This window comes from Arthrobacter sp. DNA4, from assembly GCF_024362385.1.
Classification (GTDB): domain Bacteria; phylum Actinomycetota; class Actinomycetes; order Actinomycetales; family Micrococcaceae; genus Arthrobacter.
The window spans coordinates 3801655-3823222 of record NZ_CP101466.1 but is presented as its reverse complement, the minus strand read 5'-3'; the positions used below and the strand labels follow the sequence as shown (position 1 = coordinate 3823222).

The 21568-nt window shown below is 65.8% G+C and carries 16 protein-coding genes and 2 pseudogenes; 8 read left to right on the top strand and 10 right to left on the bottom strand.

The genetic code is table 11. From position 1 onward, the window contains the following. The first annotated feature begins 50 nt into the window (after window positions 1–50). The 3 genes and pseudogenes from NMQ03_RS17680 to NMQ03_RS17670 all read left to right on the top strand — a co-directional run bounded on the left by NMQ03_RS17680 (window position 51) and on the right by NMQ03_RS17670 (window position 3439). Window positions 51–959 carry a carbohydrate ABC transporter permease gene (locus NMQ03_RS17680; RefSeq protein WP_159635166.1) on the top strand — a complete coding sequence of 303 codons (909 nt, stop codon included), beginning with the start codon at window positions 51–53 and terminating at the stop codon, window positions 957–959. 61 nt (window positions 960–1020) lie between these two features. Continuing rightward, window positions 1021–1845 (top strand): annotated as a pseudogene (locus tag NMQ03_RS17675) (carbohydrate ABC transporter permease); the annotation flags it as partial. 55 nt (window positions 1846–1900) lie between these two features. Next, window positions 1901–3439: an alpha-N-arabinofuranosidase gene (locus NMQ03_RS17670; protein WP_255173263.1), complete on the top strand. Its 1539-nt coding sequence runs from the start codon at window positions 1901–1903 to the stop codon at window positions 3437–3439. 58 nt (window positions 3440–3497) lie between these two features. Here NMQ03_RS17670 and NMQ03_RS17665 read toward each other — a convergent pair whose 3' ends face one another. Then, window positions 3498–4175, bottom strand: a complete 678-nt coding sequence (locus NMQ03_RS17665) for a Crp/Fnr family transcriptional regulator (RefSeq protein ID WP_011775987.1) — start codon at window positions 4173–4175, stop codon at window positions 3498–3500. A 196-nt stretch (window positions 4176–4371) separates the two neighbouring features. Here NMQ03_RS17665 and NMQ03_RS17660 point away from each other — a divergent pair, with 196 nt between their 5' ends. Next, on the top strand, window positions 4372–5556 hold the full coding sequence (locus tag NMQ03_RS17660) for a MarP family serine protease (RefSeq protein ID WP_255173262.1): 1185 nt from the start codon (window positions 4372–4374) through the stop codon (window positions 5554–5556). A gap of 39 nt (window positions 5557–5595) precedes the next feature. Here NMQ03_RS17660 and aroQ read toward each other — a convergent pair whose 3' ends face one another. From aroQ to NMQ03_RS17630, 6 genes and pseudogenes are all read right to left on the bottom strand, one after another. Further along, complete coding sequence (gene aroQ, locus NMQ03_RS17655; RefSeq protein ID WP_255173261.1) at window positions 5596–6060, bottom strand: type II 3-dehydroquinate dehydratase; 465 nt, start codon at window positions 6058–6060, stop codon at window positions 5596–5598. A 40-nt stretch (window positions 6061–6100) separates the two neighbouring features. After that, window positions 6101–8330: pseudogene (locus NMQ03_RS17650) on the bottom strand (alpha-galactosidase). Window positions 8331–8452: 122 nt separating this feature from the next. Next, complete coding sequence (locus NMQ03_RS17645; protein WP_255173260.1) at window positions 8453–9781, bottom strand: ABC transporter substrate-binding protein; 1329 nt, start codon at window positions 9779–9781, stop codon at window positions 8453–8455. 76 nt (window positions 9782–9857) lie between these two features. Further along, entirely contained in the window at window positions 9858–10691 is an 834-nt protein-coding gene (locus tag NMQ03_RS17640) for a carbohydrate ABC transporter permease (protein WP_255175659.1), read from the bottom strand. A 77-nt stretch (window positions 10692–10768) separates the two neighbouring features. Continuing rightward, window positions 10769–11671 carry a carbohydrate ABC transporter permease gene (locus NMQ03_RS17635; RefSeq protein ID WP_236560973.1) on the bottom strand — a complete coding sequence of 301 codons (903 nt, stop codon included), beginning with the start codon at window positions 11669–11671 and terminating at the stop codon, window positions 10769–10771. Window positions 11672–11690: 19 nt separating this feature from the next. Beyond that, on the bottom strand, window positions 11691–13754 hold the full coding sequence (locus NMQ03_RS17630; RefSeq protein ID WP_255173259.1) for a beta-galactosidase: 2064 nt from the start codon (window positions 13752–13754) through the stop codon (window positions 11691–11693). A 212-nt stretch (window positions 13755–13966) separates the two neighbouring features. Here NMQ03_RS17630 and NMQ03_RS17625 point away from each other — a divergent pair, with 212 nt between their 5' ends. Continuing rightward, window positions 13967–14983, top strand: a complete 1017-nt coding sequence (locus tag NMQ03_RS17625) for a LacI family DNA-binding transcriptional regulator (RefSeq protein WP_255173258.1) — start codon at window positions 13967–13969, stop codon at window positions 14981–14983. Window positions 14984–14989: 6 nt separating this feature from the next. On the opposite strand, the gene NMQ03_RS17620 is transcribed toward NMQ03_RS17625, so the two are convergent. Both NMQ03_RS17620 and acs read right to left on the bottom strand, forming a co-directional pair. Then, window positions 14990–15751 carry a DeoR/GlpR family DNA-binding transcription regulator gene (locus tag NMQ03_RS17620; RefSeq protein WP_255173257.1) on the bottom strand — a complete coding sequence of 254 codons (762 nt, stop codon included), beginning with the start codon at window positions 15749–15751 and terminating at the stop codon, window positions 14990–14992. 94 nt (window positions 15752–15845) lie between these two features. Continuing rightward, entirely contained in the window at window positions 15846–17783 is a 1938-nt protein-coding gene (acs, locus tag NMQ03_RS17615; protein WP_255175658.1) for an acetate--CoA ligase, read from the bottom strand. Window positions 17784–18287: 504 nt separating this feature from the next. On the opposite strand from acs, the gene NMQ03_RS17610 reads away from it, so the two are divergent. The 3 genes from NMQ03_RS17610 (at window position 18288) to NMQ03_RS17600 (ending at window position 21266) form a co-directional block, all read left to right on the top strand. Beyond that, on the top strand, window positions 18288–19637 hold the full coding sequence (locus tag NMQ03_RS17610; protein WP_255173256.1) for an NADH-quinone oxidoreductase subunit J: 1350 nt from the start codon (window positions 18288–18290) through the stop codon (window positions 19635–19637). Between the two features lie 160 nt (window positions 19638–19797). Then, window positions 19798–20592, top strand: coding sequence for an endonuclease III (gene nth, locus NMQ03_RS17605; RefSeq protein ID WP_255175657.1), 795 nt, complete (start codon window positions 19798–19800; stop codon window positions 20590–20592). Continuing rightward, window positions 20589–21266, top strand: a complete 678-nt coding sequence (locus tag NMQ03_RS17600; protein WP_255173255.1) for a CoA pyrophosphatase — start codon at window positions 20589–20591, stop codon at window positions 21264–21266. The genes nth and NMQ03_RS17600 overlap by 4 nt, the downstream gene beginning before the upstream one ends. Window positions 21267–21269: 3 nt before the next feature. Here the strand turns inward: NMQ03_RS17600 and NMQ03_RS17595 are convergent, their stop codons facing one another. Then, a complete protein-coding gene (locus NMQ03_RS17595) occupies window positions 21270–21458 on the bottom strand; it encodes a DUF1508 domain-containing protein (RefSeq protein WP_255173254.1) in 189 nt (62 codons plus the stop codon). Between the last annotated feature and the right edge of the window lie 110 nt (window positions 21459–21568).

Below are 21568 nucleotides of genomic sequence, written 5' to 3'. Positions count from 1 at the left end.
ACAACAACGACGGGGCGGCGGGCCCGCTGCCCGGGCTGTCCCGCCAAAGAATGTCCAGGCAGGCGGGGTCCAGGACCGCCGGGTCCCGTTCCCAGGGAAGCCGGGACAACCTCAACGGCTGGGCCTTTGCCGCCCCGTTCCTGGCATTCTTCCTGGTCTTCCTCGTCTGGCCCCTCCTTTACGGGCTGTACATGAGCCTGACCGGCAAGTCCCTTACCGGCGCCAACGACAGCCTGATTGGGCTGGCGAACTACAGCGAAGCCCTCGCCGACTCCGACATGTGGCATTCGCTGGGCAACACCCTCTACTTCACGGTCATCAGCACTGTCCCGCTGGTGGTCGTTGCCTTGGTCATGGCCGCCTTGGTCAATGTCGGACTGCCCGCGCAATGGCTGTGGCGGCTTTCCTACTTTGCCCCGTACCTGCTGGCCTCCACTGTTGTCTCCCTGTTCTTCACCTGGATGTACAACCCCCAGCTGGGCCTGATCAACGACTCGCTGGCCAAAATAGGGCTGCCGAAAGTTGCGTGGCTGAACGACCCCGGCGTCGCGATGTGGGCGATCGTCATCGCCACACTGTGGTGGACGGTGGGCTTCAACTTCCTCCTGTACCTGGCGGCGATGCAGAACATCCCCGCCCAGCATTATGAGGCGGCGTCGCTGGACGGGGCCGGTGCCTGGCGGCAGTTCTTCTCCATCACCCTGCCGCAGCTGGCCCCCACCACTGTGATGATCGTGCTCCTCCAGATCCTGGCGTCGCTGAAGATTTTCGACCAGGTCTACCAAATGACAGCCGGCGGCCCCGGCGGCGCCACCCGGCCTGTGGTGCAGTACATCTTCGAAACCGGCTTCACCGGATACCGCCTGGGCTACTCGGCAGCCATCTCCTACATCTTCTTCGGACTGATCGTGGCGGTTTCGGTCATCCAGTTCCTCATCACCCGCCGCAGGAGTGCATAGCCATGGCAACTGAAACCCTCGCCCGGTTCCACGCCGTCCGCGCGGCGGCAGGAACGGCCGCAGGATGAGCCCCGGCCGCGTTGCGGTCCTGGCAGTCGCCGCCCTGCTGGCCGTCCTCTGGATGGTGCCCTTCGCCTGGGCAACCGTCACCGCTTTCAAGAGCGAAACTGATGCCGCCGCTCCGAAGATCAGCTGGATCCCGCCGTCGGGCTTCACCGCCGATGCGTTCGTCAAGGTGTTCCAGGACGGCAACATCCCGCTCTGGACCTGGAACTCCCTGTACACCTCGGCAGCCATCACAGTGATCACGCTGGTCATCTCAGCGCTGGTGGCCTACGCGCTGTCCCGCATCGACTTCCGGGGCAAGAAGGTCCTGATGACCGTGATCATCGCGTCCATCATCGTTCCACCGCCGGTCCTGATCATTCCGCTGTTCTACCAAATGGTGGCACTGCACATGATCGATACCTCCTGGGCCATCATCCTGCCGCAGGTCATCCACCCCGCCATGGTGTTCGTGCTCAAGAAGTTCTTCGACCAGATCCCGCGGGAACTCGAAGAAGCCGCGGTCATGGACGGCGCCAGCCGGATGCGGATCTTCCTCCAGGTCATCCTTCCGCTGTCCCGCCCCATCCTCGCGGCCGTGGCAATCTTCGTGTTCATCGGCGCCTGGAACAACTTCCTCTGGCCGTTCATCGCCACCAACGACGGGTCCGTCCTGACCCTCCCCGTGGGGCTGCAGACCATCAAAAGCGCCTACGGCATCCAGTACGCCCAGAACATGGCGTCCGCGTTGCTCGCGGCCCTGCCACTGATCCTGCTTTTCCTGTTCTTCCAGCGCCAGATCATCAAGGGCGTTGCGACGACGGGACTCGCCGGCACCTGACGCCCACCTTCGCTTTCCACCACCTGCCTGAAGTTCAACCAAGGAGATCATTCTTATGTCCCGCGCCAGAATCACCCTCGACCGCGACTTCACCATCGGCGAAGTGCCCCGGCGCCTTTTTGGCTCCTTCGTGGAGCACATGGGCCGCTGCGTCTACACCGGCATCTACGAACCGGGCCACCCGGAGGCCGACGAAAACGGCTTCCGCCAGGACGTCCTCAAGCTCGTCAAGGAGCTCGGCGCCACCGTGGTCCGCTATCCCGGCGGCAATTTCGTCTCCGGCTATGACTGGGAAGACGGAATTGGCCCCCGCGAAGACCGGCCGCGCAGGCTTGACGGGGCCTGGCACACCCTGGAAACCAACGCCTTCGGCCTTCACGAGTTCGTGGACTGGTCCCGCCAGGCCGGTACCGAAATTATGGAAGCCATCAACCTGGGCACCCGGGGAGTGGACGCCGCCCGCGCCATCGTCGAATACGCCAACCACCCGGGCGGCACCCGCCTTTCGGACCTGCGCGCCAAAAACGGCCACAAGGACCCCTTCAACATCAAGCTCTGGTGCCTGGGCAATGAAATGGACGGCCCCTGGCAGATCGGCCACAAGACGGCGGAAGAGTACGGTAAGCTGGCCCAGGAGGCGGCCAAGGCCATGCGGTTCGTCGACCCGGACATCGAACTGGTGGCCTGCGGAAGCTCCAACTCACGGATGCCCACGTTCGGAGCCTGGGAGCAGACCGTCCTGACCCACGCCTACGACGAAGTCGACTATGTTTCACTGCACGCCTACTACCAGGAGCATGACGGGGACGTCGGCAGCTTCCTGGCCAGCGCCGTCGACACCGACTACTTCATCGAATCGATCATTGCCACCGCCGACGCGGTCCGGGCCAAGGGCAAGCACAAGAAGCACATCAACCTGTCCTTCGACGAATGGAACGTCTGGTACCAGCGGGGCCTGGACACGGAGGACCAGCCGCACAACGTGACCAAGGCCGGCTGGCGTGAACACCCGCGGGTCATCGAGGACAAGTACAACGTCACGGACGCCGTCGTCGTCGGAACGTTGCTTAACTCGCTGCTCCGGCACGGCGACCGGGTAAAGATCGCCAACCAGGCGCAGCTGGTCAACGTCATCGCCCCCATCTTCAGCGAGGAGAACGGTCCGGCCTGGCGGCAAACAATCTTCCACCCGTTCTCCAGGATGGCGGAACTGGCGAAGGGCCAGATCCTGCGGTTGTCCGTCGACTCCGACAAGTACACCAATACCCGGTTTGGCGATACGGACCTGGTCGATGTCAGCGCCACCTGGAATGAGGAGACGGGCCGGGTGGCCTTATTCCTCGCCAACCGCGGGCTCGAGGAGGCGGCGGACGTGGAGGTCAGCCTGCGGGGCTTCGACGCACAGCGGGTGGTCAGGGCGGAAGTACTGGAAATCCCTGACGGCGGCGACCGCTTCACCATCAACAACCAGGATAACCAGGACCGCGTGGGCCTGAAGCCGCTGGAGGGTGCCAAGGCAAACGGCTCTGAGCTGCGGCTCAGCCTTCCTGCGTTGTCGTGGGCCGTCGTCGAACTGGACGTGGTGAAGAACTGACTCCCGCATCCGCGCAACAAAAAAGGCCGCCCCGTGGGGCGGCCTTTTCTGTATGGTCCTAGCGGGAGCGCTGGCGGAGGCGCTGCATGTCCAGGATCACCACGGCGCGGGCCTCGAGCCGGAGCCAGCCACGCTGGACAAACTCGGCCAGGGCCTTGTTGACGGTTTCGCGGGAGGCACCCACCAGCTGTGCCAGTTCTTCCTGCGTGAGCTCGTGCGCCACCAGGACGCCGTCGGTGGCCGGACGGCCAAAGCGGTCGGCAAGGTCCAGCAGGGCCTTGGCCACGCGGCCCGGGACGTCCGAGAAGACGAGGTCCGAGAGGGAGTCGTTGGTGCGGCGCAGGCGGCGGGCCAGGGCCTGCAGCAGCTGGGCCGAGACCTCGGGGCGGGTGCGCAGCAGGGCGTTCAGGCTCTCGTTCTTGAGCCCGGCCAGCCGGGTTTCGGACACCGCGGTGGCTGTGGCGGTGCGGGGGCTGGGATCAAACAGCGCCATCTCGCCGAAGAGCTCGCCGGGGCCGAGGATGGCCAGGAGCGACTCGCGGCCGTCCGGGGACGTGCGGCCGAGCTTCACCTTGCCGGAGACGATGAAGTACAGCTGGTCACCCTGGTCACCTTCACGGAACACTGATGCGCCGCGGGAAAGGTCCACCTCGGTGAGTTCGTCCGTCAGCAGCCGGAATGCGTCGTCGTCGAGCGTGGCGAAAAGGGGTGCTCGGCGCAGTACCTCGATGTCCATGAAATCTCCTGAGTAAAAGTATCGGCTGTGGGCGCTTTTGCCATTGTTTCAGAATTTTCAAGGTTCTGTGACGAACTTGGCATGGGAAACGCCCGCAGGCGGCCCGCTGACGGTCCGCCGGAGGCCGCTGCACCCCACAGAAGATTGTCAGCGTCCGCCACTAGAATGGGGGTTCAACTGTAAATAAGGAGCCTTTGTGGTCGGCCTGACTGTCCTGGACGTTGTCCTGATCCTGGCGTTGCTGTCATACCTCGTCTACGGCCTCCGTAATGGGTTCCTGGTCACTGTCGGTGGCCTCGCAGGCTTTGCCGCCGGTGCCATCGCCGCTTTCTTTGCCGTCCCGCTGGTCAGCACCTTCGTTGAGGACTCCGGGTGGAGGCTCACCGCCATCATCGCTGCCGCCGTCGTCCTGATGGCACTGGGGCACGGCCTGGGAACCATGGTGGGGCGCCAACTCCGCGGCGTGGTGCGGATCAGGCCGCTCCGGGCGGTGGACCGGCTGGTGGGCGGGGCGCTGAACCTTGTAGTCTCCGCCCTGGTGATGTCCATGCTGGCATTCAGCGTCAGCTCCCTCGGCGTGCCCGTGGTGTCCCAGCAGCTGGCTGAATCCAAGGTGATCCGCTTCATCGACGGGCTGACGCCTACCCCGGTCAAGGCCACCATGGCGGAGCTGCGGTCCACGGTGATCGGCAACGGCATCCCCACGCTGCTCGAAGGGCTGGACCAGGGCCAGGCCGTCCAGGTGCCCAACACCAGCACCAATACACCCGCACTCAACAGGGCTGCCCAGTCCGTCCTGAGGATCGCGGGCACGGCCTATGAATGCGGCCAGAACCAGACCGGCAGTGGCTTCGTGGTCTCGGAAGACCGCGTGGTAACCAACGCGCACGTGGTTGCGGGTGTGTCGCAGCCGGTGGTGGAAATGCCCGACGGCGGCGCAATGCCCGGACGGGTGGTCTACTTCGATACCCGGCGCGACCTTGCAGTCCTGGCCGTGGACAACCTGCCGTCCCAGCCGCTGCAACTGAGCCGCGACCTGCCCGGGGGCAGCCAGGCTGCGTTCGCCGGGTACCCGCACGGCGGCCCGTTCCAGTCCAAGCCCGCCACCGTCCAGGACATCGCCACCGTCCTCGTCCCGGACATCTACGGCAACAATCCCGCGCCGGAGGACATCTACCGCCTTGCCGGGGACGTCCAGCCGGGCAATTCCGGCGGCCCGCTGCTCACCACCGACGGCCAGGTGGCAGGCGTAATCTTCGCCAAGGCAACCTCGGACGCCGAGGTGGGGTTCGCCATCACCATGAATGACCTGGACCCCGTCGCGGAGCAGGCGACGTCGCTGTCCTCGCCCGTCTCCTCCGGGCAGTGCATCCAAAAATAGGGCACTGCATCCAGACGTGAGGGCACCGCGTCGCTCCGGCTACAGGACCTCGGCCAGGTAGTCGATGGCGAGCTTGTAGCCGAACACTCCAGCGCCCACGATTACTGCCGCGCAGACCGGCGACAGGTAGGAGTGGTGCCGGAATTCCTCCCGCTGGTGCACGTTGGTGATGTGAACCTCGACGGCGGGAAGCTGCACGGCTGCCAGGGCGTCCCGAAGTGCCACGGAGGTGTGCGTGAAGGCGCCCGCGTTGAGGACGATTCCCACGGCGGCGCCCCGCGCTGAGTGGATGGCGTCCAGCAGGACGCCTTCATGGTTGGACTGGACGCACTCCACGGCGAATCCGTGGTTCTTCCCGGCGGCCGCAGCCAGCTGTTCGACGTCGGCAAGGGTGGAGGTGCCGTACTTTTCCGGCTCCCGCGTACCCAGCATGTTCAGGTTGGGGCCATTGATGACGAGGATGGTGCCGCGGCCGGCTTCGACAGTGGAGGAGGCTTCAGTCATGACTGCAAATCTATCGGTTGGCCCTCCCCGCCGCGCATTCTTACGAAGAATGCGCGCCGGGAACCGGCTGGAGCGCTGTGACCTTCAGCAGTACTGCGTGCTCCGGGTTGAGGATGGGCATGGGCAGCCCCACTTCTGCCAGGAACCTGCCGCTGGCTTCTGCGCCGCCGGCCACCCAGGCGGGCGGCTCGGCCTGCGTGTACGTGTGGGCGTAGTCGGCGTCATCCTGGGTGGGGAAGAGCACTTCCACCCGGTAGCTGCGGCCGGCGTCGAGCCCCGGGATGCCGATCCTGCCGGGGGCCTCGGCGGCCGAGGTGCGCGTGCTGACCAGGGCGAACAGCGCCGCCGTCGTTCCTTTCTGCACTTCAATGCTTTCCCCGGCAGGGCCGGCTGCCACGCCGTGCAGGAGCAATGAGTCGTCGGAGAGGTCGGCGTGGACCCGGCGGCCGCTGTGGATCAGGTCCCGGTGCTCCTTGTACAGTCCCACGATGCGCCGCAGCTCTTCGCGATCCTTGCCCTGGACGCCCCGGATGTCCCATTCCATGCCGAAATGTCCGAACAGTGCCGTGATGGCCCGGAAGGACAGGTCGTGGGTGCGGGCCGTGGTGTGCGAGGTGGTGGGGCCGATGTGGCTGCCCATCAGTTCGGGCGGAACCACCGCGCCGGTCCAGCGCTGGATGGTCTGCCGCTCCAGCGCGTCGTTGCAGTCGGAAGCCCAGACGCGGTCCGTCCGCTCCAGGATGCCCAGGTCGACACGTCCGCCGCCGGACGAGCAGCTCTCAATTTCGACGCCGGGGTGGGCCTTCCGGAGTTCGTCAAACAACCGGTACGCGGCCAGGGTCTGTGCGTGGACCGACGACCGGCCGGCGTGGCCGTGTTCGGCCAGGTCACGGTTCTGGTCCCACTTCAGGTAGCTGATGTTGTTCCCGGCCAGGAGCGCATCGATCCGGTCGAAGACGTACTGCCACGCCTCCGGGTTCACCAGGTCGATGACGTGCTGGTTGCGCCACTCCAGGGGCAGCCGGCCGCCGTCCTTGTGCGCGGCGGCGGAGGGGCCCACGATCCAGTCCGGGTGCGCCCTGGCGACGTCCGAGTCCAGGTTCACCATTTCCGGCTCGACCCACAGCCCGAACTCCATGCCGCGCGAGGTGACCGCGTTGATCAGCGGGGCCAGCCCGTCCGGCCAGACGGTCCCGTCGACATACCAGTCTCCCAGACCGGCGTGGTCGTCACGGCGGCCACGGAACCAGCCGTCATCAAGCACGAAACGCTCCACGCCGAGGTCGGCCGCGGACTCCGCCAGTTCAATCAGCGTGTCCAGGTTGTGGTCAAAGTACACCGCCTCCCACGTGTTGAGCACCACGGGGCGCGGTTTGCCTGCGGGCAGGCCGGTGGACGCTGCGGGCAGCACGTGGTGGGGGCGGGAACGGAACCAGCTGTAGAAGGCTTCGGTGATGCCGTCCAGGCCGCGGTCCGAGTAGGCGGCGAACAGTGCCGGGGTGGTGTAGCTGCCACCCGGTTCCAGGGTGGCTTCCGACGGGCCCAGCAGTTCCGAGCCGCCGATCATGGTCCGGCCGTCGCCGATGGTGTCCGCGAACTGTTCGTGGTTGCCGCTCCAGGCCAGGTGCGTCGCCCAGACTTTGCCATGCCGGTTGCCGAAGCCCTGGGTGCCGGCGGCGAACAGCAGGGAGGAATCGTGGCCGGTGCGGCCGTGCCGGCCGGTCCGGACCCAGGTGCCTTGCTGGATCCGGTGCCGCTGCGGGTGGCGTTCCCGGCACCAGCGCCCGGTCAGGTCCAGGAGCTCGACGGCGTCCGGTGCCACCGGGAGGACGGTGGCCAGCTCGTCCACCTGGAACGGGGTGGTTCCATCATTGGTGACGGTGTGGCGCAGTTCCAGCAGGCCGCCGTCGTGAAGCTTAAGGGAGGACGAGACGCTGAGCCCGGCGTCGGCGTCGGCCTGGACGATGGTGGCGGCGGCACCCTCAGTGTTCACGGACGTAACGCGGAGGCGGGACGAGAAATCGAAGCCGGCGGCGTCGGCGGTGATCCGATGGCCGCGCAGGGCCGGCAGGCCCCGCCAGGCGGAAGCGGCCGAGGGGAGGAGGCCGGCGGGGACGTGGGCGTCAATGGAGGAATGCCCCACGGGAGCGCCCAGGATGCCGAGGTCCGGCACGTGTGCTCCCAGGTCGGCGCCCCAGTGGATGACCTCGGCCTCCCCGCTGTCGAAGCTGACCAGCAGGCTGGTAGGAACGGAGGTACAGGGGGTCCATCACTTCTCCTACTGGGATGTCGAATGTGCTCGGCGGTTTACCGGAACAAGGCCACCATCCCGCGGCGGCGGGGATGGTGACCTTTACTGTGAGGGAATCTTCCCTCATGGAGAGCCTTGCAGTTACTCCTTGACGGGGATGGACTGCGACTTCAGGGCTTCGATGGTTTTCGCCTGACCGTTCTTGAGGGCATCCAGAAGGGTACCGTTGCCGCCCGTTGCCTTGCCGAAACCGTCGGAAACGTCAGTGTACGTCTTGGTCATGGTGGGCCCCCAGGTGAAGTTGGGGTTCACATTGGAGGACGCTTCGGCGAAGACGTCGTAGATCTTCTGGCCGCCGAAGTAGTCCACGCCGCCGGAGAAGGCGCCGAGTTCCTTGGCAGACTTCGCGGCGGGGTAGAGGCCGCCGAGCTTATTGGCCAGCGCCAGCGCTTCAGGATCGGTGTTCAACCACAGGGCGAACTTGGAGGCTTCATAGGGGTGCTTTGAGCCCTTCAGGACTGCGGTGGAGGAACCTCCCCAGTTGCCTGCGGCCTTTCCGCCGGCTTCCCACTGCGGCATGGGGGCAACCGCCCACTTCCCGGCCGTATCCGGCGCCCCGCTTTGCAGGGTTGAGGCACCCCATACGGCAGAAACCCAGGTCCACTGCTGGCCCTTGTTGAAGGAGGCATTCCACTCGTCGGAGAAGGAGGGCAGGGTGGATACTTCGCCCTTCTCCAGGAGCTTCTGCCAGTAGTTGGCCACCTTCTCGGACTCCTTGCCGGTCAGGTTGACCTCCCACTTGTCGTTGGCGTTGGAGAACCACTGCCCGCCTGCCTGCCACACATTGCCGGCGAACCAGTTGACGTCGCTGCGGGGGAAGTTGGTGATGTAGGAGCCGCGGGCCTTGATCTGCTCAGCTGCTGCAGCGTATTCGTCCCATGTGGTGGGGACCTTGATGCCCGCCTCCTTGAAGAGGTCGGCCCGGTAGAACATCGCCATCGGACCGCTGTCCTGCGGGATCGCGTAGACGGCCTTGTCCTCCCCGAACGTGACCTGGCCCCAGGTCCAGTCGACGAACTTGTCCTTTGCGCCTGCGACTCCCTCACAGGCCGCGATGTTCTCCAGCCCGTCCTGGACCCGGAAGTTGGGCAGCGCATCGTATTCGATCTGGCCCAGGTCCGGGGCGTTACCGGCCTGCAGTTGGTTGAAGAAGTTCTGGTATGTGCCCGAGTTGCCGTTGGGGCCTGTCTGGACCTTTACCTTGATGTCCGGGTGGTCCTTGTTCCAGAGGTCCACCACCTTGTCCATGCCGGGTACCCAGGTGGTGAATGACAGTTCGACCGGTCCGGAGGAGGGCTTGCAGGACGTGTCCTGGGACGCGGAGGTGCTTCCGCCGCTGGAGCAGCCCGCAAGGGACAGCGCCGAGACTATGGCAAAGGCGGCAGTGGCTTTTCCGTAACGCACGCGCATTTCTATTCCTTATTAGTGGGGTGGGTGTCCCGGGGCGGGGCGCCGCGGGACGTGTAATGGGGGGAATCTGCAGGGGTTATTTGACGCTTCCGGCGCCCAGGCCGCTGCTCCAGAAGCGCTGCAGCGCCAGGAACGTCGCGATGAGCGGAAGGATCGACACCAGGGCGCCCACGATGACCAGGACCCGCAGCTCCGGAATCTGGCTGATTTGGCTGTTCCATGCGTAGAGTCCCAGCGTGACCGGGAACAGGGCCTGGTCCCGCAGCATGATCAGGGGCAGGAAGAAGTTGTTCCAGATGGCGACGAACTGGAACAGGAAGATGGTGACCAGGGCGGGCGCCATCAGGCGGGTGGACACGGTAAAGAACGTCCTGGCTTCCGAGGAACCGTCGAGGCGTGCAGCCTCCAGCAGTTCCGTGGGAACACTGGCAGCGGCATAGATCCGCGCGAGATAGACGCCGAACGGGCTGACGAGGCTGGGCAGGAAGACGGCCCAGAGGGTGTTGGTCAGTTTCACCTGGCTGAAGATCAGGAACAGGGGGAGGGCCAGGGCTGTGGCAGGCACCAGCACGCCGCTGAGTACGACATTGAAGATGGCTTCCCGGCCGCGGAATTCGTACTTGGCCAAGGCATAGCCGCACATGGCGGCGATGACGGTACCCAGCAGGGCGCCGAGGCCGGCGTAGAGCGCACTGTTCAAAAGCCACCGGCCAAAGACCCCGTCGCTGTAGGTGAAGAGGTTGCCAAGGTTGGCAAAGAACGTGGAGATGGAGTCCGCAGTGAACCAGAGCGGCGCCGTTCCGGTGATGTCACCTCCCGTTTTCGAAGAGGAGACCAGCAGCCACCAGATGGGGGTCAGGAAGTAGAGCGTGAAGACACCCATGATGAGCATCGCCGCACCGCGGGACATGATGCTGTGCCGTGGGCCCCGGGGGCTGCCGGATACGGGGGCCGTCTTCTTGGTTGTGGTCACGGCTGTTGCTGCGCTCACTGGGAAACCTTCCGCTGGGTCGCCTTGAGGAAGACGAAGGAAAGAACGAATGTGGCCAGCGCCAGCACCACGGAGAACGCTGCTGCCAGGCTGTAGTTCGGCACCGACGCTGTTGTGTAGACGGCGAGGTTCGGTGTGAACGTGCTGCTGATGGCGGAACTGAAGCTGCGAAGGGTCTGCGGCTCGGCAAGGAGCTGGAGGGTTCCGATGATGGAAAACACTCCGGTAAGGATGATGGCCGGGACCACGAGCGGTATCTTGATCCGCCAAGCGATCTGCAGGTTGCTTGCGCCGTCCAGTTTTGCTGCCTCGTAGATCTCCGTGGGGATGGCCAGCAGCGACGAGTAGATGATCAGCATGTTGTAGCCGACGTAGACCCAGGTCACGATGTTTGCGATGGCCCAGAGGACCAGGTCTGCCGAGAGGAAGTTCACCTGTGACGTAACGGCGCCGAAGGGGGAAAGCGAGGGCGAGTAGAGGAAGCCCCACATGATCGCGGCGATAACGCCCGGTACTGCGTAGGGGGCGAAAAACGCCAGCCGGAAGAACTTCTTGCCCTTCAGCAGGGGTGAATCGAGCAGCAAGGCAAACAGGAGGGCAAGGCCAAGCATGATGGGCACCTGGACCACTCCGAAGAGCAGGACGCGGCCCACGGATTCCCAGAATTCGGTGTTCTGGAACACCTGCTGGTACTGGACGAGTCCGCCGAAGACCTGTTGCGGAGGCCCGAAGGTGCCCTTGCGTTCCACTGTGAGGAGGGATTGCACCACGGCGAAGACGATCGGCACCGCATAGAAGGCCAGGAAGAGCAGGCCGAACGGCGCAACGAACAGGAGGACGGCGCGGCGCTGGGCGGCCGACGTCCTGGGTTTCCGGGCTGGCGGTGCCCCCGCGGCCATTGCCGGAGCAGTTTGGTGTCTAGTCACTTTCATCATCCTTAAGGCCGGTGATGCGGCCAGTGGTTGGGGGTGCTGAGCTGTTGCTGCGGACGACGCGTACGGTGCCGGCAGGAATGACGACGGCCGTGGAGACTTCTTCCCCCGCGATCAGTTCGTATCCGTGTGCAGGGTATTTGTGCTCATCGTCCGAGTGGTTGATAAGGAAGGTGTACGTGTGTTCCGCGTCTGACCTGGCAATGACTTCCAGGCCTGCCGCGGTTGCCTGCACAGCGACACCGGCTTCGGCGGCGGCTCCGGCCACAACCTCGCGGAGGGCTTGGGAGTCGAGCACTGTGCCGATGTACCAGGCGTTCCCGGCGCCGTACCGGTTGCGGGTCACTGCCGGGGTGCCGGCGAGGTGGCCCTCGGTGAAGGATGCTTTTGCCTCCGCGCCCTCCAGGCGCAGGGCCTCGGCCCACAGGGCGGCCTTGGCTCCGGTATCCAGCGGCAGGAGCTGTCCGGGCGGCATGGGCAGGAATTCCTCCGAGCGGACGCCGAGGAGTTCCCGGAACGCGCCCGGGTAGCCGCCGGTCAGTACTGTGTCGTTTTCGTCGACAATGCCGCTGAAATAGGTAACCACAGCGTGGCCTCCGTTGCTGACGAAGTCTGCCAGGGCCGCCGATTCCTGTTCCCGGACGAGGTAAAGTCCGGGAACCAGTGCCAGCTTGTAGCCTGAGAGATTGGAGCCGGGGGGCACGATGTCCACCGTGATGCCGTTTTCCCAGAGCGCTTTGTAGAGGGAGTGCACCTGGTCCAGGTAGCGTACGTCCGAAGAAGGGTGCGACTCCTGGTCGTAGGCCCACCACGCTTCCCAGCTGAAAACCATTGCAGCTTCGGCCTTCACCGTGGTGACGGCCACCCCGGCGAGCATTTCGAGGATGTGGCCGAGCTCTTTGACTTCCCGCCAGACCCGCGAGTCTGTCCCGGCGTGGGGGAGCATGGCCGAATGGAATTTCTCGCTGCCCTGGACGGAGGCCCGCCATTGGAAGAAGCAGAGTCCGTCCGCTCCGCGCGCCAGGTGGGTGAGCGAGTTGCGGAGCATTTGGCCGGGGGCCTTGGCGATGTTGCGGGGCTGCCAGTTCACAGCAGAGGTGGAATGTTCCATCAACAGCCAGGGCTGGCCCTGGGCAAGTCCGCGGGTGGCGTCTGCGGCGAAGGCCAGCTCCACCGTGGGGTCCTCGAGCCGGTGGTCGAGGTAATGGTCGTTGGCGATGACGTCCATGTGGGGCGCCCACGCCCAGTAGTCCTGGTTGCGGATGTGCGCGGCGACCATGAAGTTGGTGGAGACCGGGATGCTGCTGTTCTTCCTCAGCACGTCCGCCTCCGCCTGGTAGTAGCCAAGCAGTTCGTCGGAGCTGAAGCGGTGGAAGTCGAGCAGCTGGGTGGGGTTGTTGGTGGAGACCGTGATTCGCGGGGGCAGGATTTGCTCCCAGGCCGAGTAGCGCTGGGACCAGAACGTGGTGCCCCAGGCGCTGTTGAGTGCCTCCAGGGTGCCGTAACGCGCGGCAAGCCAGGTGCGGAAAGCGGCGGCGGAGACATCGCAGTAGCAGAGGGCGTTGTGGCATCCCAGCTCGTTTGAAACATGCCACAGCCGCACTCCAGGGTGCGTGCCGTACCGTCGTGCTACTTCGTCCACCAGCCGAAGGGCATACTCCCGGTAGCGCGGGGAACTCGGGCACCATGCCTGACGGCCGCCCGGCCATGCCCGGACCCCTGCTGCGGACTCCGGGAGGATTTCCGGATGCAGGGTTGTCAGCCATGCAGGGGTGGATGAGGTCCCGGTGCCGAGGTTTGCCCCGATGCCGTTGGCGTGCAGCAAATCCAACACCTGGTCAAGACGTTCAAAGGAGTAGGTCCCCGGGGAGGACTCCAGTTCGGCCCAGCCAAAAATGTTGACCGCGACGAGATTGACCCCCGCCTCTTTCATGAGCCGGACGTCTTCCTGCCAGACGGCGGGATCCCACTGCTCCGGGTTGTAGTCGCAGCCGTAAACGAGCTGTCCGTTCCCGGAAAGCTCGGCAACTGACGTTTTGGTGGGGCTCAACCCTGCTCCTTCGGCTTGCGGCAACGTGCAAGACGGGGAAGCCCCTACTCTTGGACGCAGTTGTCTCAACGATCTCTGTGAACGTTCCCAGAGACGCATCGAGAATGGTGATGCAGGTCATCTGGGAACGTTCCCAGAGTATGGTGGCGGAGAGGGCCGTGTCAATGCCTGCGGGAAGACGTACCCCGTCCAGACTCCGCTACAGTACAAATATGTCGCTGACACGCACCCGTGCCCGCCGCGCCACCATCAACGATGTCGCGGACGCTGCCGGGCTTTCCAGAGGGACCGTTTCACGCGTCATGAACGGGGAAAAATACGTCTCCGACGAGGCCAAACAAGCCGTGGAAGAAGCCATCGCCCGGGTGGGATACGTCCGCAACAACGCTGCCCGCAACCTGGTCACCCAGGAATCCCGGGCCATCGGGCTGATCATTCACGAACCCCACTCGCTGTTGTTCGAAGACCCCAATATTGGCTCCATCCTGCTGGGCGCCAACGAGGTGCTGTCGAAGGCTGACTACCAACTGGTTTCGCTGATCATTGATTCGGACCGCGACAGCCGCAGGGTGGCGGACTACCTCCGGGGCGGCCTGGTTGACGGTGCCGTCATCATCTCAGCGCGCGCCTCCGACCCCATCGCGGCAGCCATAGCGGACATTGGCTTGCCCGCGGCCTTTGTAGGCCACCCGGAAGGGACCCCCGCGCTGCCGTACGCCGCCATTGACAATGTTGAGGCCGCCCGCAGCATCACCAAAAGGCTGCTGGAAACAGGGCGGGAACAGGTAGGCATGATCGCCAGTGCCCTGGATCGCGACTCGGGAAAGGACCGGCTTGCCGGCTTCCGGGCCGCGATGGGCGACCGCTTTGACCCGAACCTGGTGGTGGAGTACCCCTTGTACACCTACGCTGCCGGGCTGGAGGGAATGCAGGAACTGCTCCTGCGCGCTCCCCACCTGGACGGAGTTTTCGCGGCCTCGGATGCCGTGGCGGCCGGGGCCATGACGGCATTGCAGGAGGCTTACCGTCGGGTCCCGGAGGATGTGGGAATTGTGGGTTTCGACGACAGCAGCTGGGCCCTTCGCTGCAGGCCCCAGCTGTCCACCGTCCGCCAGCCGGCTGACCTTTTGGGGAGCACCGCCGCTGAACTCGTCCTGGCGCAGCTTCAGGGGCTTCCGGGTACGCCGCGGGTCCTCGAGACCACCATCATGTGGCGCGGGTCAGCCTGACCGCGCTTACACGGGCACTACGCGCAGCTTGGCCCGTTCGCCAAGGACGCGCTGGGCCTCGGCGCTGAGCCCGGCATCACTGATGACCTCATCCACGTCATCGAGTGCTGCGATGGAGCTGATGCCCAACATGCCCCACTTGGTGTGGTCGGCAAGGACCACGGTCTTCCGTGCGGCTGCCACGAACGCACGGTCCGTCTCGGCTTCGAGCAGGTTTGGAGTGGTGAACCCGGCGTCTGCATCCATTCCGTGGACGCCCAGGAACAGGACGTCCAGGTGCAGTTGCTTGAGGGCTCCGGTGGCGATCGGGCCAACCAGGGCGTCCGACGGCGTGCGTTCGCCGCCTATCAGGATCACGGTGGACCCGCCGGGGTGGAAGAGATCGGCAATCCGCATCGAATTGGTCACCACGGTGATGCGCGGGCCGCCGGTTAATTCCCGGGCCAGCGCCCACGTGGTGGTGCCTGCGCTCAAGCCGACCGCCATGCCTTCCTGCACCAACCCCGCAGCGGCCACGGCAATGGCACGCTTCTCCGCCGTCAGCTGTGTGGATTTCAGCTCGAAACCGGGCTCATGGGCACTGGTATCCCCGGGAAGTTTCGCCCCGCCGTGGATGCGCTCCAGTTTCCCGCCCTCTTCAAGCTGCTCAATGTCCCGCCGCACCGTCATCAGCGACACACCCAGCTGCGCGGCCAGGTCCGAAACCCGCACCACCCGCTCCCGCTGGACAGCATCCACAATGGCCTGGTGGCGGGCAGCTGCAAGCATGTGAGCGGATTCCTTCATCGAGGGTTGCGGGGTTTGCTCCCAGCATACGGCGACGGCGCCACCCAGGCCGGGCGGCGCCGTCGTCAAACCATGCCTACTTCCGCAGGGACGCTGCGATCTGCTGCATGATGGTGGGGTCCGAGAGCGTGGTGGCGTCGCCCGGATCGCGGCCCTCGGCCACGTCCTTGAGGAGCCGGCGCATGATCTTGCCGGAACGGGTCTTGGGCAGTTCGGGCACCACCAGGATGTTCTTGGGCTTGGCGATGGGCCCGATTTCCTTGCCCACGTGGTTGCGCAGTTCCTGGACAGTGGCGTCACCGTTGTTCGCGGCGTCGCCGCGCAGGATGACGAACGCCACCACGGCCTGGCCGGTGGTTTCGTCCGTGGCACCCACGACGGCGGCCTCCGCCACGGCCGGATGGCTCACCAGGGCGGACTCGATCTCGGTGGTGGAGAGCCGGTGCCCCGAGACGTTCATGACGTCATCCACCCGGCCCAGCAGCCAGATGTCGCCGTCCTCGTCCCTCTTGGCCCCGTCCCCGGCGAAGTACATGTTCTCGAAGCGCGACCAGTAGGTGTCCTTGAACCGCTCGGGATCGCCCCAGATGCCGCGCAGCATGGACGGCCAGGGCTCGCGGATGACCAGGAACCCGCCGTGGCCGTTGGGGACCGATTCGCCCATTTCGTCCACCACGTCCACGGCGATCCCGGGCAGCGGGACCTGGGCGGAGCCGGGCTTCGTGGCGGTGACCCCGGGCAGCGGGGCGATCATCTGCGCGCCGGTCTCGGTCTGCCACCAGGTGTCGACGATGGGTGCCCTGTCGCCGCCGATGACCTTCCGGTACCACATCCAGGCTTCGGGGTTGATGGGTTCACCGACTGAGCCCAGGACGCGGAGCGACGAGAGATCGTACTTCGCCGGGATCTCCGAACCCCACTTCATGAAGGTCCGGATGGCGGTGGGCGCGGTGTAGAGGATGGAGACCTTGTACTTTTCCACGATCTCCCACCAGCGGCCCTGGTGCGGGGAGTCCGGGGTGCCTTCGTACATCACCTGGGTGGCACCGTTGATGAGCGGCGCGTAGGCGACGTACGAGTGTCCGGTGACCCAGCCGACGTCGGCCGTGCACCAGTAGACGTCCGTTTCCGGATGGAGGTCGAAGACCGCCCGGTGCGTGTAGGCCGTCTGGGTGAGGTAGCCGCCGGTGGTGTGCAGGATGCCTTTCGGCTTTCCGGTGGTGCCCGAGGTGTAGAGGATGTACAGCGGGTGTTCCGAATCGTGGCCCACGGCGGTGTGCTCGGCGGAGGCAGCTTCCACCGTGTCCGCCCACCAGTGGTCTCGGCCTTCCTGCCAGTCCACGTCCTGGCCGTTGCGCTTGACCACCACCACGTTCTGCACGGTGTGGCCGTCTCCATCTCCCTTGTGCGCCAGCGCGTCGTCGACGGCCGGCTTCAGGGGGCTTGGCTTGCCGCGGCGGTAGGTGCCGTCGGCAGTGACCACCAGCTTGGCCTCCGCATCATCGATGCGGGAACGCAGGGCTTCGGCGGAGAAGCCGCCGAACACCACGGAGTGGATGGCCCCGATCCGCGCACAGGCCAGCATGGTGATGACGGCCTCCGGGATCATGGGCAGGTACACGGCCACGCGGTCACCCTTGGCCACGCCCAGGGACTCGAAGGCGTTGGCCGCCTTTTTCACCTCTTCGGTCAGCTGTGCGTAGGTGTAGGTACGGGTGTCGCCGGGTTCGCCCTCAAAGTAGATGGCAACGCGGTCCCCGTTGCCGGCCTCGACGTGCCGGTCCAGGGCGTTATAGGCGGCGTTGAGTTCACCGCCCACAAACCACTTGGCGAAGGGCGGATTGGACCAGTCCAGCGCCTGGGTGAAGTCCTTGCTCCAGGTCAGCAGTTCCCGGGCCTTCTTGGCCCAGAACGCCGGCCGGTCGGCATCCGCTTCCCCATACTCGGCGGCGGTGACAACGGCGTCGGCCGCAAATTCCGGGGAAGGCGGGAAGGCCCGGGTCTCATGCAGCAGGTTCGCAAAGGCATCGCCCTGGTGGCCTTGCTGACCTGCTTACTGGGCGGAAGCGGAGGGAACGGTGGCCGTGGAGCTGGGAGTGTCCTGGGACATGTGAACCTCATCATTCATCGATCTTTGCCGCGCGGGACACCCGCACCGCAGGGCCCTCCGTTTGGCACGGCATTGGGCTCCAGCCGGGCGGGCGTACCGCAAAGAGCTGTTCCGCAACCTAGCCTAATGCTTGCCGCGCATCCTCTGTGCTCCCCGTCACACGTGCGGCCATGAGCGGCATTTTTTAAGCGGTGAATGGTGTCTTCATTACTCCTCCCAGGGCCACGGAGGCCTGCTCCAGCTAGTGATCAGCCAGGCTGTTGACTAGGCTGAGATGGAATTGTGACTTCATTTCGGACCGCTCCGGCCAGGTGCAAACATTGCCTGGACGGGCGCGGTCCGCATGTCAAGACGGCACGGTTTTCGGGTCCGGACCGGGCCCGGTGCCGCCACGCTAAGGAGAGCAGAATGAACCAGCAGAGCTTCGGCCAGCGAACGGCCCCGGACACCGAGGCGGGGTCCGGAGGCTCAGGATCCGCCGCTGTGGGACCAGGACACCCGACGGCCGCCGGCGACGCCGCCAAGGGACAGGCTGCAGGGCGTAACGCTGCCTCCGGAAAGATCGACCCCAACGCCAACCATGCGGTCCTCGGTCCGTTCACTGTGCGGGACCTGGCAGTTTTCGCCGGTACGTTGATTCTGTTCGTCGCGTCCCTGCTGCCCCTTTTCGGTGCCCGGTACAACCTGTGGAACCTGAACAACCTGTTCTTCCTGGGACTGGGAATCATCCTGCCGCTGATCGCCAGTGCCTTGTTCGCCGCCCGCCGGCTGGCCCCTGCCACCCGGATCCGGGTGGGCTCGCTCTCCATCGACCAGTTCGCCTCAGTGGTGGCTTCCTTTGCCGTCGCCTTTTTCTTCCTGTCAGTGGCCTCCGGATACGGGACCACACTGCTGGTGGGCCTGATCGGCTCCCTGGTCCTGTTCGCTGCCACGGTGCTGGGCCGTTTCCTGCCCTATCTGTCCGGTGACTTCAAGGACCGGCCCGAGATGCCGGCGCATGTCGTGGCCCGCGAAGCCGCGGTCCCGGCCCGGAAGCCGCGGGCCCCTAAAGCGCCCAAACCGGAGAGCAGCTCCAACCAGTCAAAGGGCGGCTTCAAGGGCGCCGGCATCTTCGGGGGTGCCGGTGCCGGCTCCTCCGCCGTCCAGCCGGGATCTGCCGGCCACAGCCCTGAGCCAGTCCGTTCCGCGCAGCCGCCCGCTACCGCTGCTGTACCCGTTGCCCCTGCAGGGGCTTCGAACGCAGGCGTTTCGAACGCAGGGGCCGCAAGCCCGGCAGCTGCGACTGCAGGAACCGGCAGTGCGGCAGCCGCCACCCCAGGAGCCGCCACCGCAGGATCCGGCGACACCCAAGGATCCGCGGGTGCCGCAGCTGCCGGTGCCGGGACCGGTGCTGCCGGGCGGCGGCGTCCGCGCCCGTGTCGACCGCGCCCGAAGCTTCCGACCGTACCCCCGCCGCCGTCGACGCCGGCCCGCCCACCCAGGCAGCCGACGTCGTCCGCCCTGCCTCTGCTCCCGTTGCGGAGGAGACCCAGTACGGGGATGTCCCCGCAGCTCACGCCCCCCAGGCGGCGTGGGAGCCGCCGGCTGCCACCGCCGTTCACCAGCAGGTCCGCGCCGACCAGCCCATCGGGGCAACGGTGGACCCGGCAAGCCGCCACGACGAGATGGACGGGCAGCCGATCCACGAGGCCTTTTGGTTTGCCGTTGCCCAGCACCGCACCGCCTTCGACCCCCGCACCGGTGCCCCCGCGTTCGTGATCGAACCCGGCGGATGGGTGCTGGCACTTGAGGACCGCGGCCACGAATTCCTGGTCCAGCACACCGATGGACGGCTGGGCGTGCTGCGCGACCTCAGCAACATCGAGCGCGGCTGACGCCGGTGGCCGGGGCCCGCACCAAGACCGGCCAGGCCGCAGGGATGCCCGTGGTCTCGTCCGAATCCGTCCTGGCGTTGAAGCGGAGGGCGCGGCGCATCCACAAGGCCCTGGCCGAGAAGTACCCGTACGCCCATGCGGAACTGGATTTCCGCAACCCGTTCGAACTGCTCGTGGCCACCGTCCTGTCCGCCCAGACCACCGACGTGACGGTCAACCAGGTCACCAAAGTGCTGTTCGCGCGGTGGCCCAATGCCCGGGCCCTGGCCGAGGCGGACCCCACGGAGCTCGAGGCCATCCTCAAGCCCACCGGGTTCTTCCGCGCCAAGTCGAAGAACGTCCTCGCCCTGTGCACCCGCCTCGTGGACGACTTTGATGGCGAGGTTCCGGGCCGGATGGAGGAACTGGTCACGTTGCCCGGCGTGGGCCGCAAAACAGCCAACGTGGTGCTCGCCAACGCTTTCGGCGTTCCGGGCATCTCCGTTGACACGCACTTCGCCCGGCTGGCCAAGCGGTTCGGCTGGACGCAGTCAGAGGATCCCGTCCAGATTGAGCAGGACGTGGCGGAGCTGTTCGAGCGCAGGGACTGGACCATGCTGTCCCACCGGGTGATCTTCCATGGCCGCCGGGTCTGCCACGCCAGGAAACCCGCCTGCGGCGCCTGTCCGGTGGCAAACTGGTGCCCCAGCTACGGGCTGGGCGAGACCGACCCCGTCAAGGCGGCCAAGCTCCTCAAATACGAACTTGCCCCCGGCAGCGAGGCATTGCTGGAGCAGTACCTGGCAGAACAGCACCGGGCCGCAGAGATCCGGATGGCTTCCCAGAAGAGGACCCCGTGAGCGCACGCGAAGACCTCGCCGGGCTGGTCCGGCGGGCCAAATCCGGAACGGCCGGCCCTCCTGATCCGCGCTGGGCCGCCCTGACCGTCGATGCGGCACGCGCCCGCAGGGCCGCAGTGCTGATGCTCTTTGGCGTCCTTGACGACGTCCCGGCCGCGTCCGGCAAGCCACTTGCGCCGGCCGACCTCGACGTCCTGCTCCTGGAACGCGCCCACACCCTGGGCTCCCATCCGGGCCAGGTGGCCTTTCCCGGCGGCGGCATCGACAGGGACGAAACCCCGGTGGCGGCCGCGCTCCGGGAAGCCGAAGAGGAAACTGGACTGGATTCCAGCGGCGTGGAAGTGCTGGGCACGCTCCAGGAGCTGGGGTTGGCGCACAGCAACTTCCTGGTGACGCCGGTGCTCGGGTGGTGGCAGGCACCTTCACCGGTCCGGGTGGTGGACTATGGTGAATCCGCCCAAGTGTTCCGCGTCCCGGTGCGGGACCTGCTCGACCCGGACAACCGGGTGATGGCCACCGTACATCGGGCAGGGCGGACCTTCGACAGCCCCGCGTTCACGGTGAACGGCGTGGTGGTGTGGGGCTTCACCGGCATTGTGCTCAGTGGCCTCTTCGACCAGCTCGGCTGGTCGGTTCCGTGGGACCGGAACCGGCTGCATCCAATCGGAGTCTAGGCTTCAGGCCTGCCGGCGCAAATCCACCACGATGCCGGTGGCCGCGTTCTCGCGCATGGCCTTGATGCCGTCACGGAGCATGGTCAGGGACTTGAAGGTTGGCGAAACCGCAACGGTGTTGCCCTCGGAGTCGGTGAGCCGCAGCCGGTATGACTCGTCGCCTGTGCGGTGTATTTCAAATCTTCCCGCCATGGACGGGGACCTCCCTGGTATGCGTCGTTGCATCAGCGTGTGGACCGGTCTGTTTCAGTCACCGCCTCCGACTGTAACCTCCGCCACCGTACCCGTCGAGCTACTGCCGG

Bases quoted from the DNA above. Each gene is read 5' to 3' on its own strand.
- NMQ03_RS17680 (WP_159635166.1), top strand. From the start codon at position 51: ATGTCCAGGCAGGCGGGGTCCAGGACCGCCGGGTCCCGTTCCCAGGGA.
- NMQ03_RS17670 (WP_255173263.1), top strand. From the start codon at position 1,901: ATGTCCCGCGCCAGAATCACCCTCGACCGCGACTTCACCATCGGCGAA.
- NMQ03_RS17665 (WP_011775987.1), bottom strand. From the start codon at position 4,175: ATGGACATCGAGGTACTGCGCCGAGCACCCCTTTTCGCCACGCTCGAC.
- aroQ (WP_255173261.1), bottom strand. From the start codon at position 6,060: ATGACTGAAGCCTCCTCCACTGTCGAAGCCGGCCGCGGCACCATCCTC.
- NMQ03_RS17645 (WP_255173260.1), bottom strand. From the start codon at position 9,781: ATGCGCGTGCGTTACGGAAAAGCCACTGCCGCCTTTGCCATAGTCTCG.
- NMQ03_RS17640 (WP_255175659.1), bottom strand. From the start codon at position 10,691: ATGTCCCGCGGTGCGGCGATGCTCATCATGGGTGTCTTCACGCTCTAC.
- NMQ03_RS17635 (WP_236560973.1), bottom strand. From the start codon at position 11,671: ATGGCCGCGGGGGCACCGCCAGCCCGGAAACCCAGGACGTCGGCCGCC.
- NMQ03_RS17625 (WP_255173258.1), top strand. From the start codon at position 13,967: ATGTCGCTGACACGCACCCGTGCCCGCCGCGCCACCATCAACGATGTC.
- NMQ03_RS17620 (WP_255173257.1), bottom strand. From the start codon at position 15,751: ATGCTTGCAGCTGCCCGCCACCAGGCCATTGTGGATGCTGTCCAGCGG.
- NMQ03_RS17610 (WP_255173256.1), top strand. From the start codon at position 18,288: ATGAACCAGCAGAGCTTCGGCCAGCGAACGGCCCCGGACACCGAGGCG.
- nth (WP_255175657.1), top strand. From the start codon at position 19,798: ATGCCCGTGGTCTCGTCCGAATCCGTCCTGGCGTTGAAGCGGAGGGCG.
- NMQ03_RS17595 (WP_255173254.1), bottom strand. From the start codon at position 21,458: ATGGCGGGAAGATTTGAAATACACCGCACAGGCGACGAGTCATACCGG.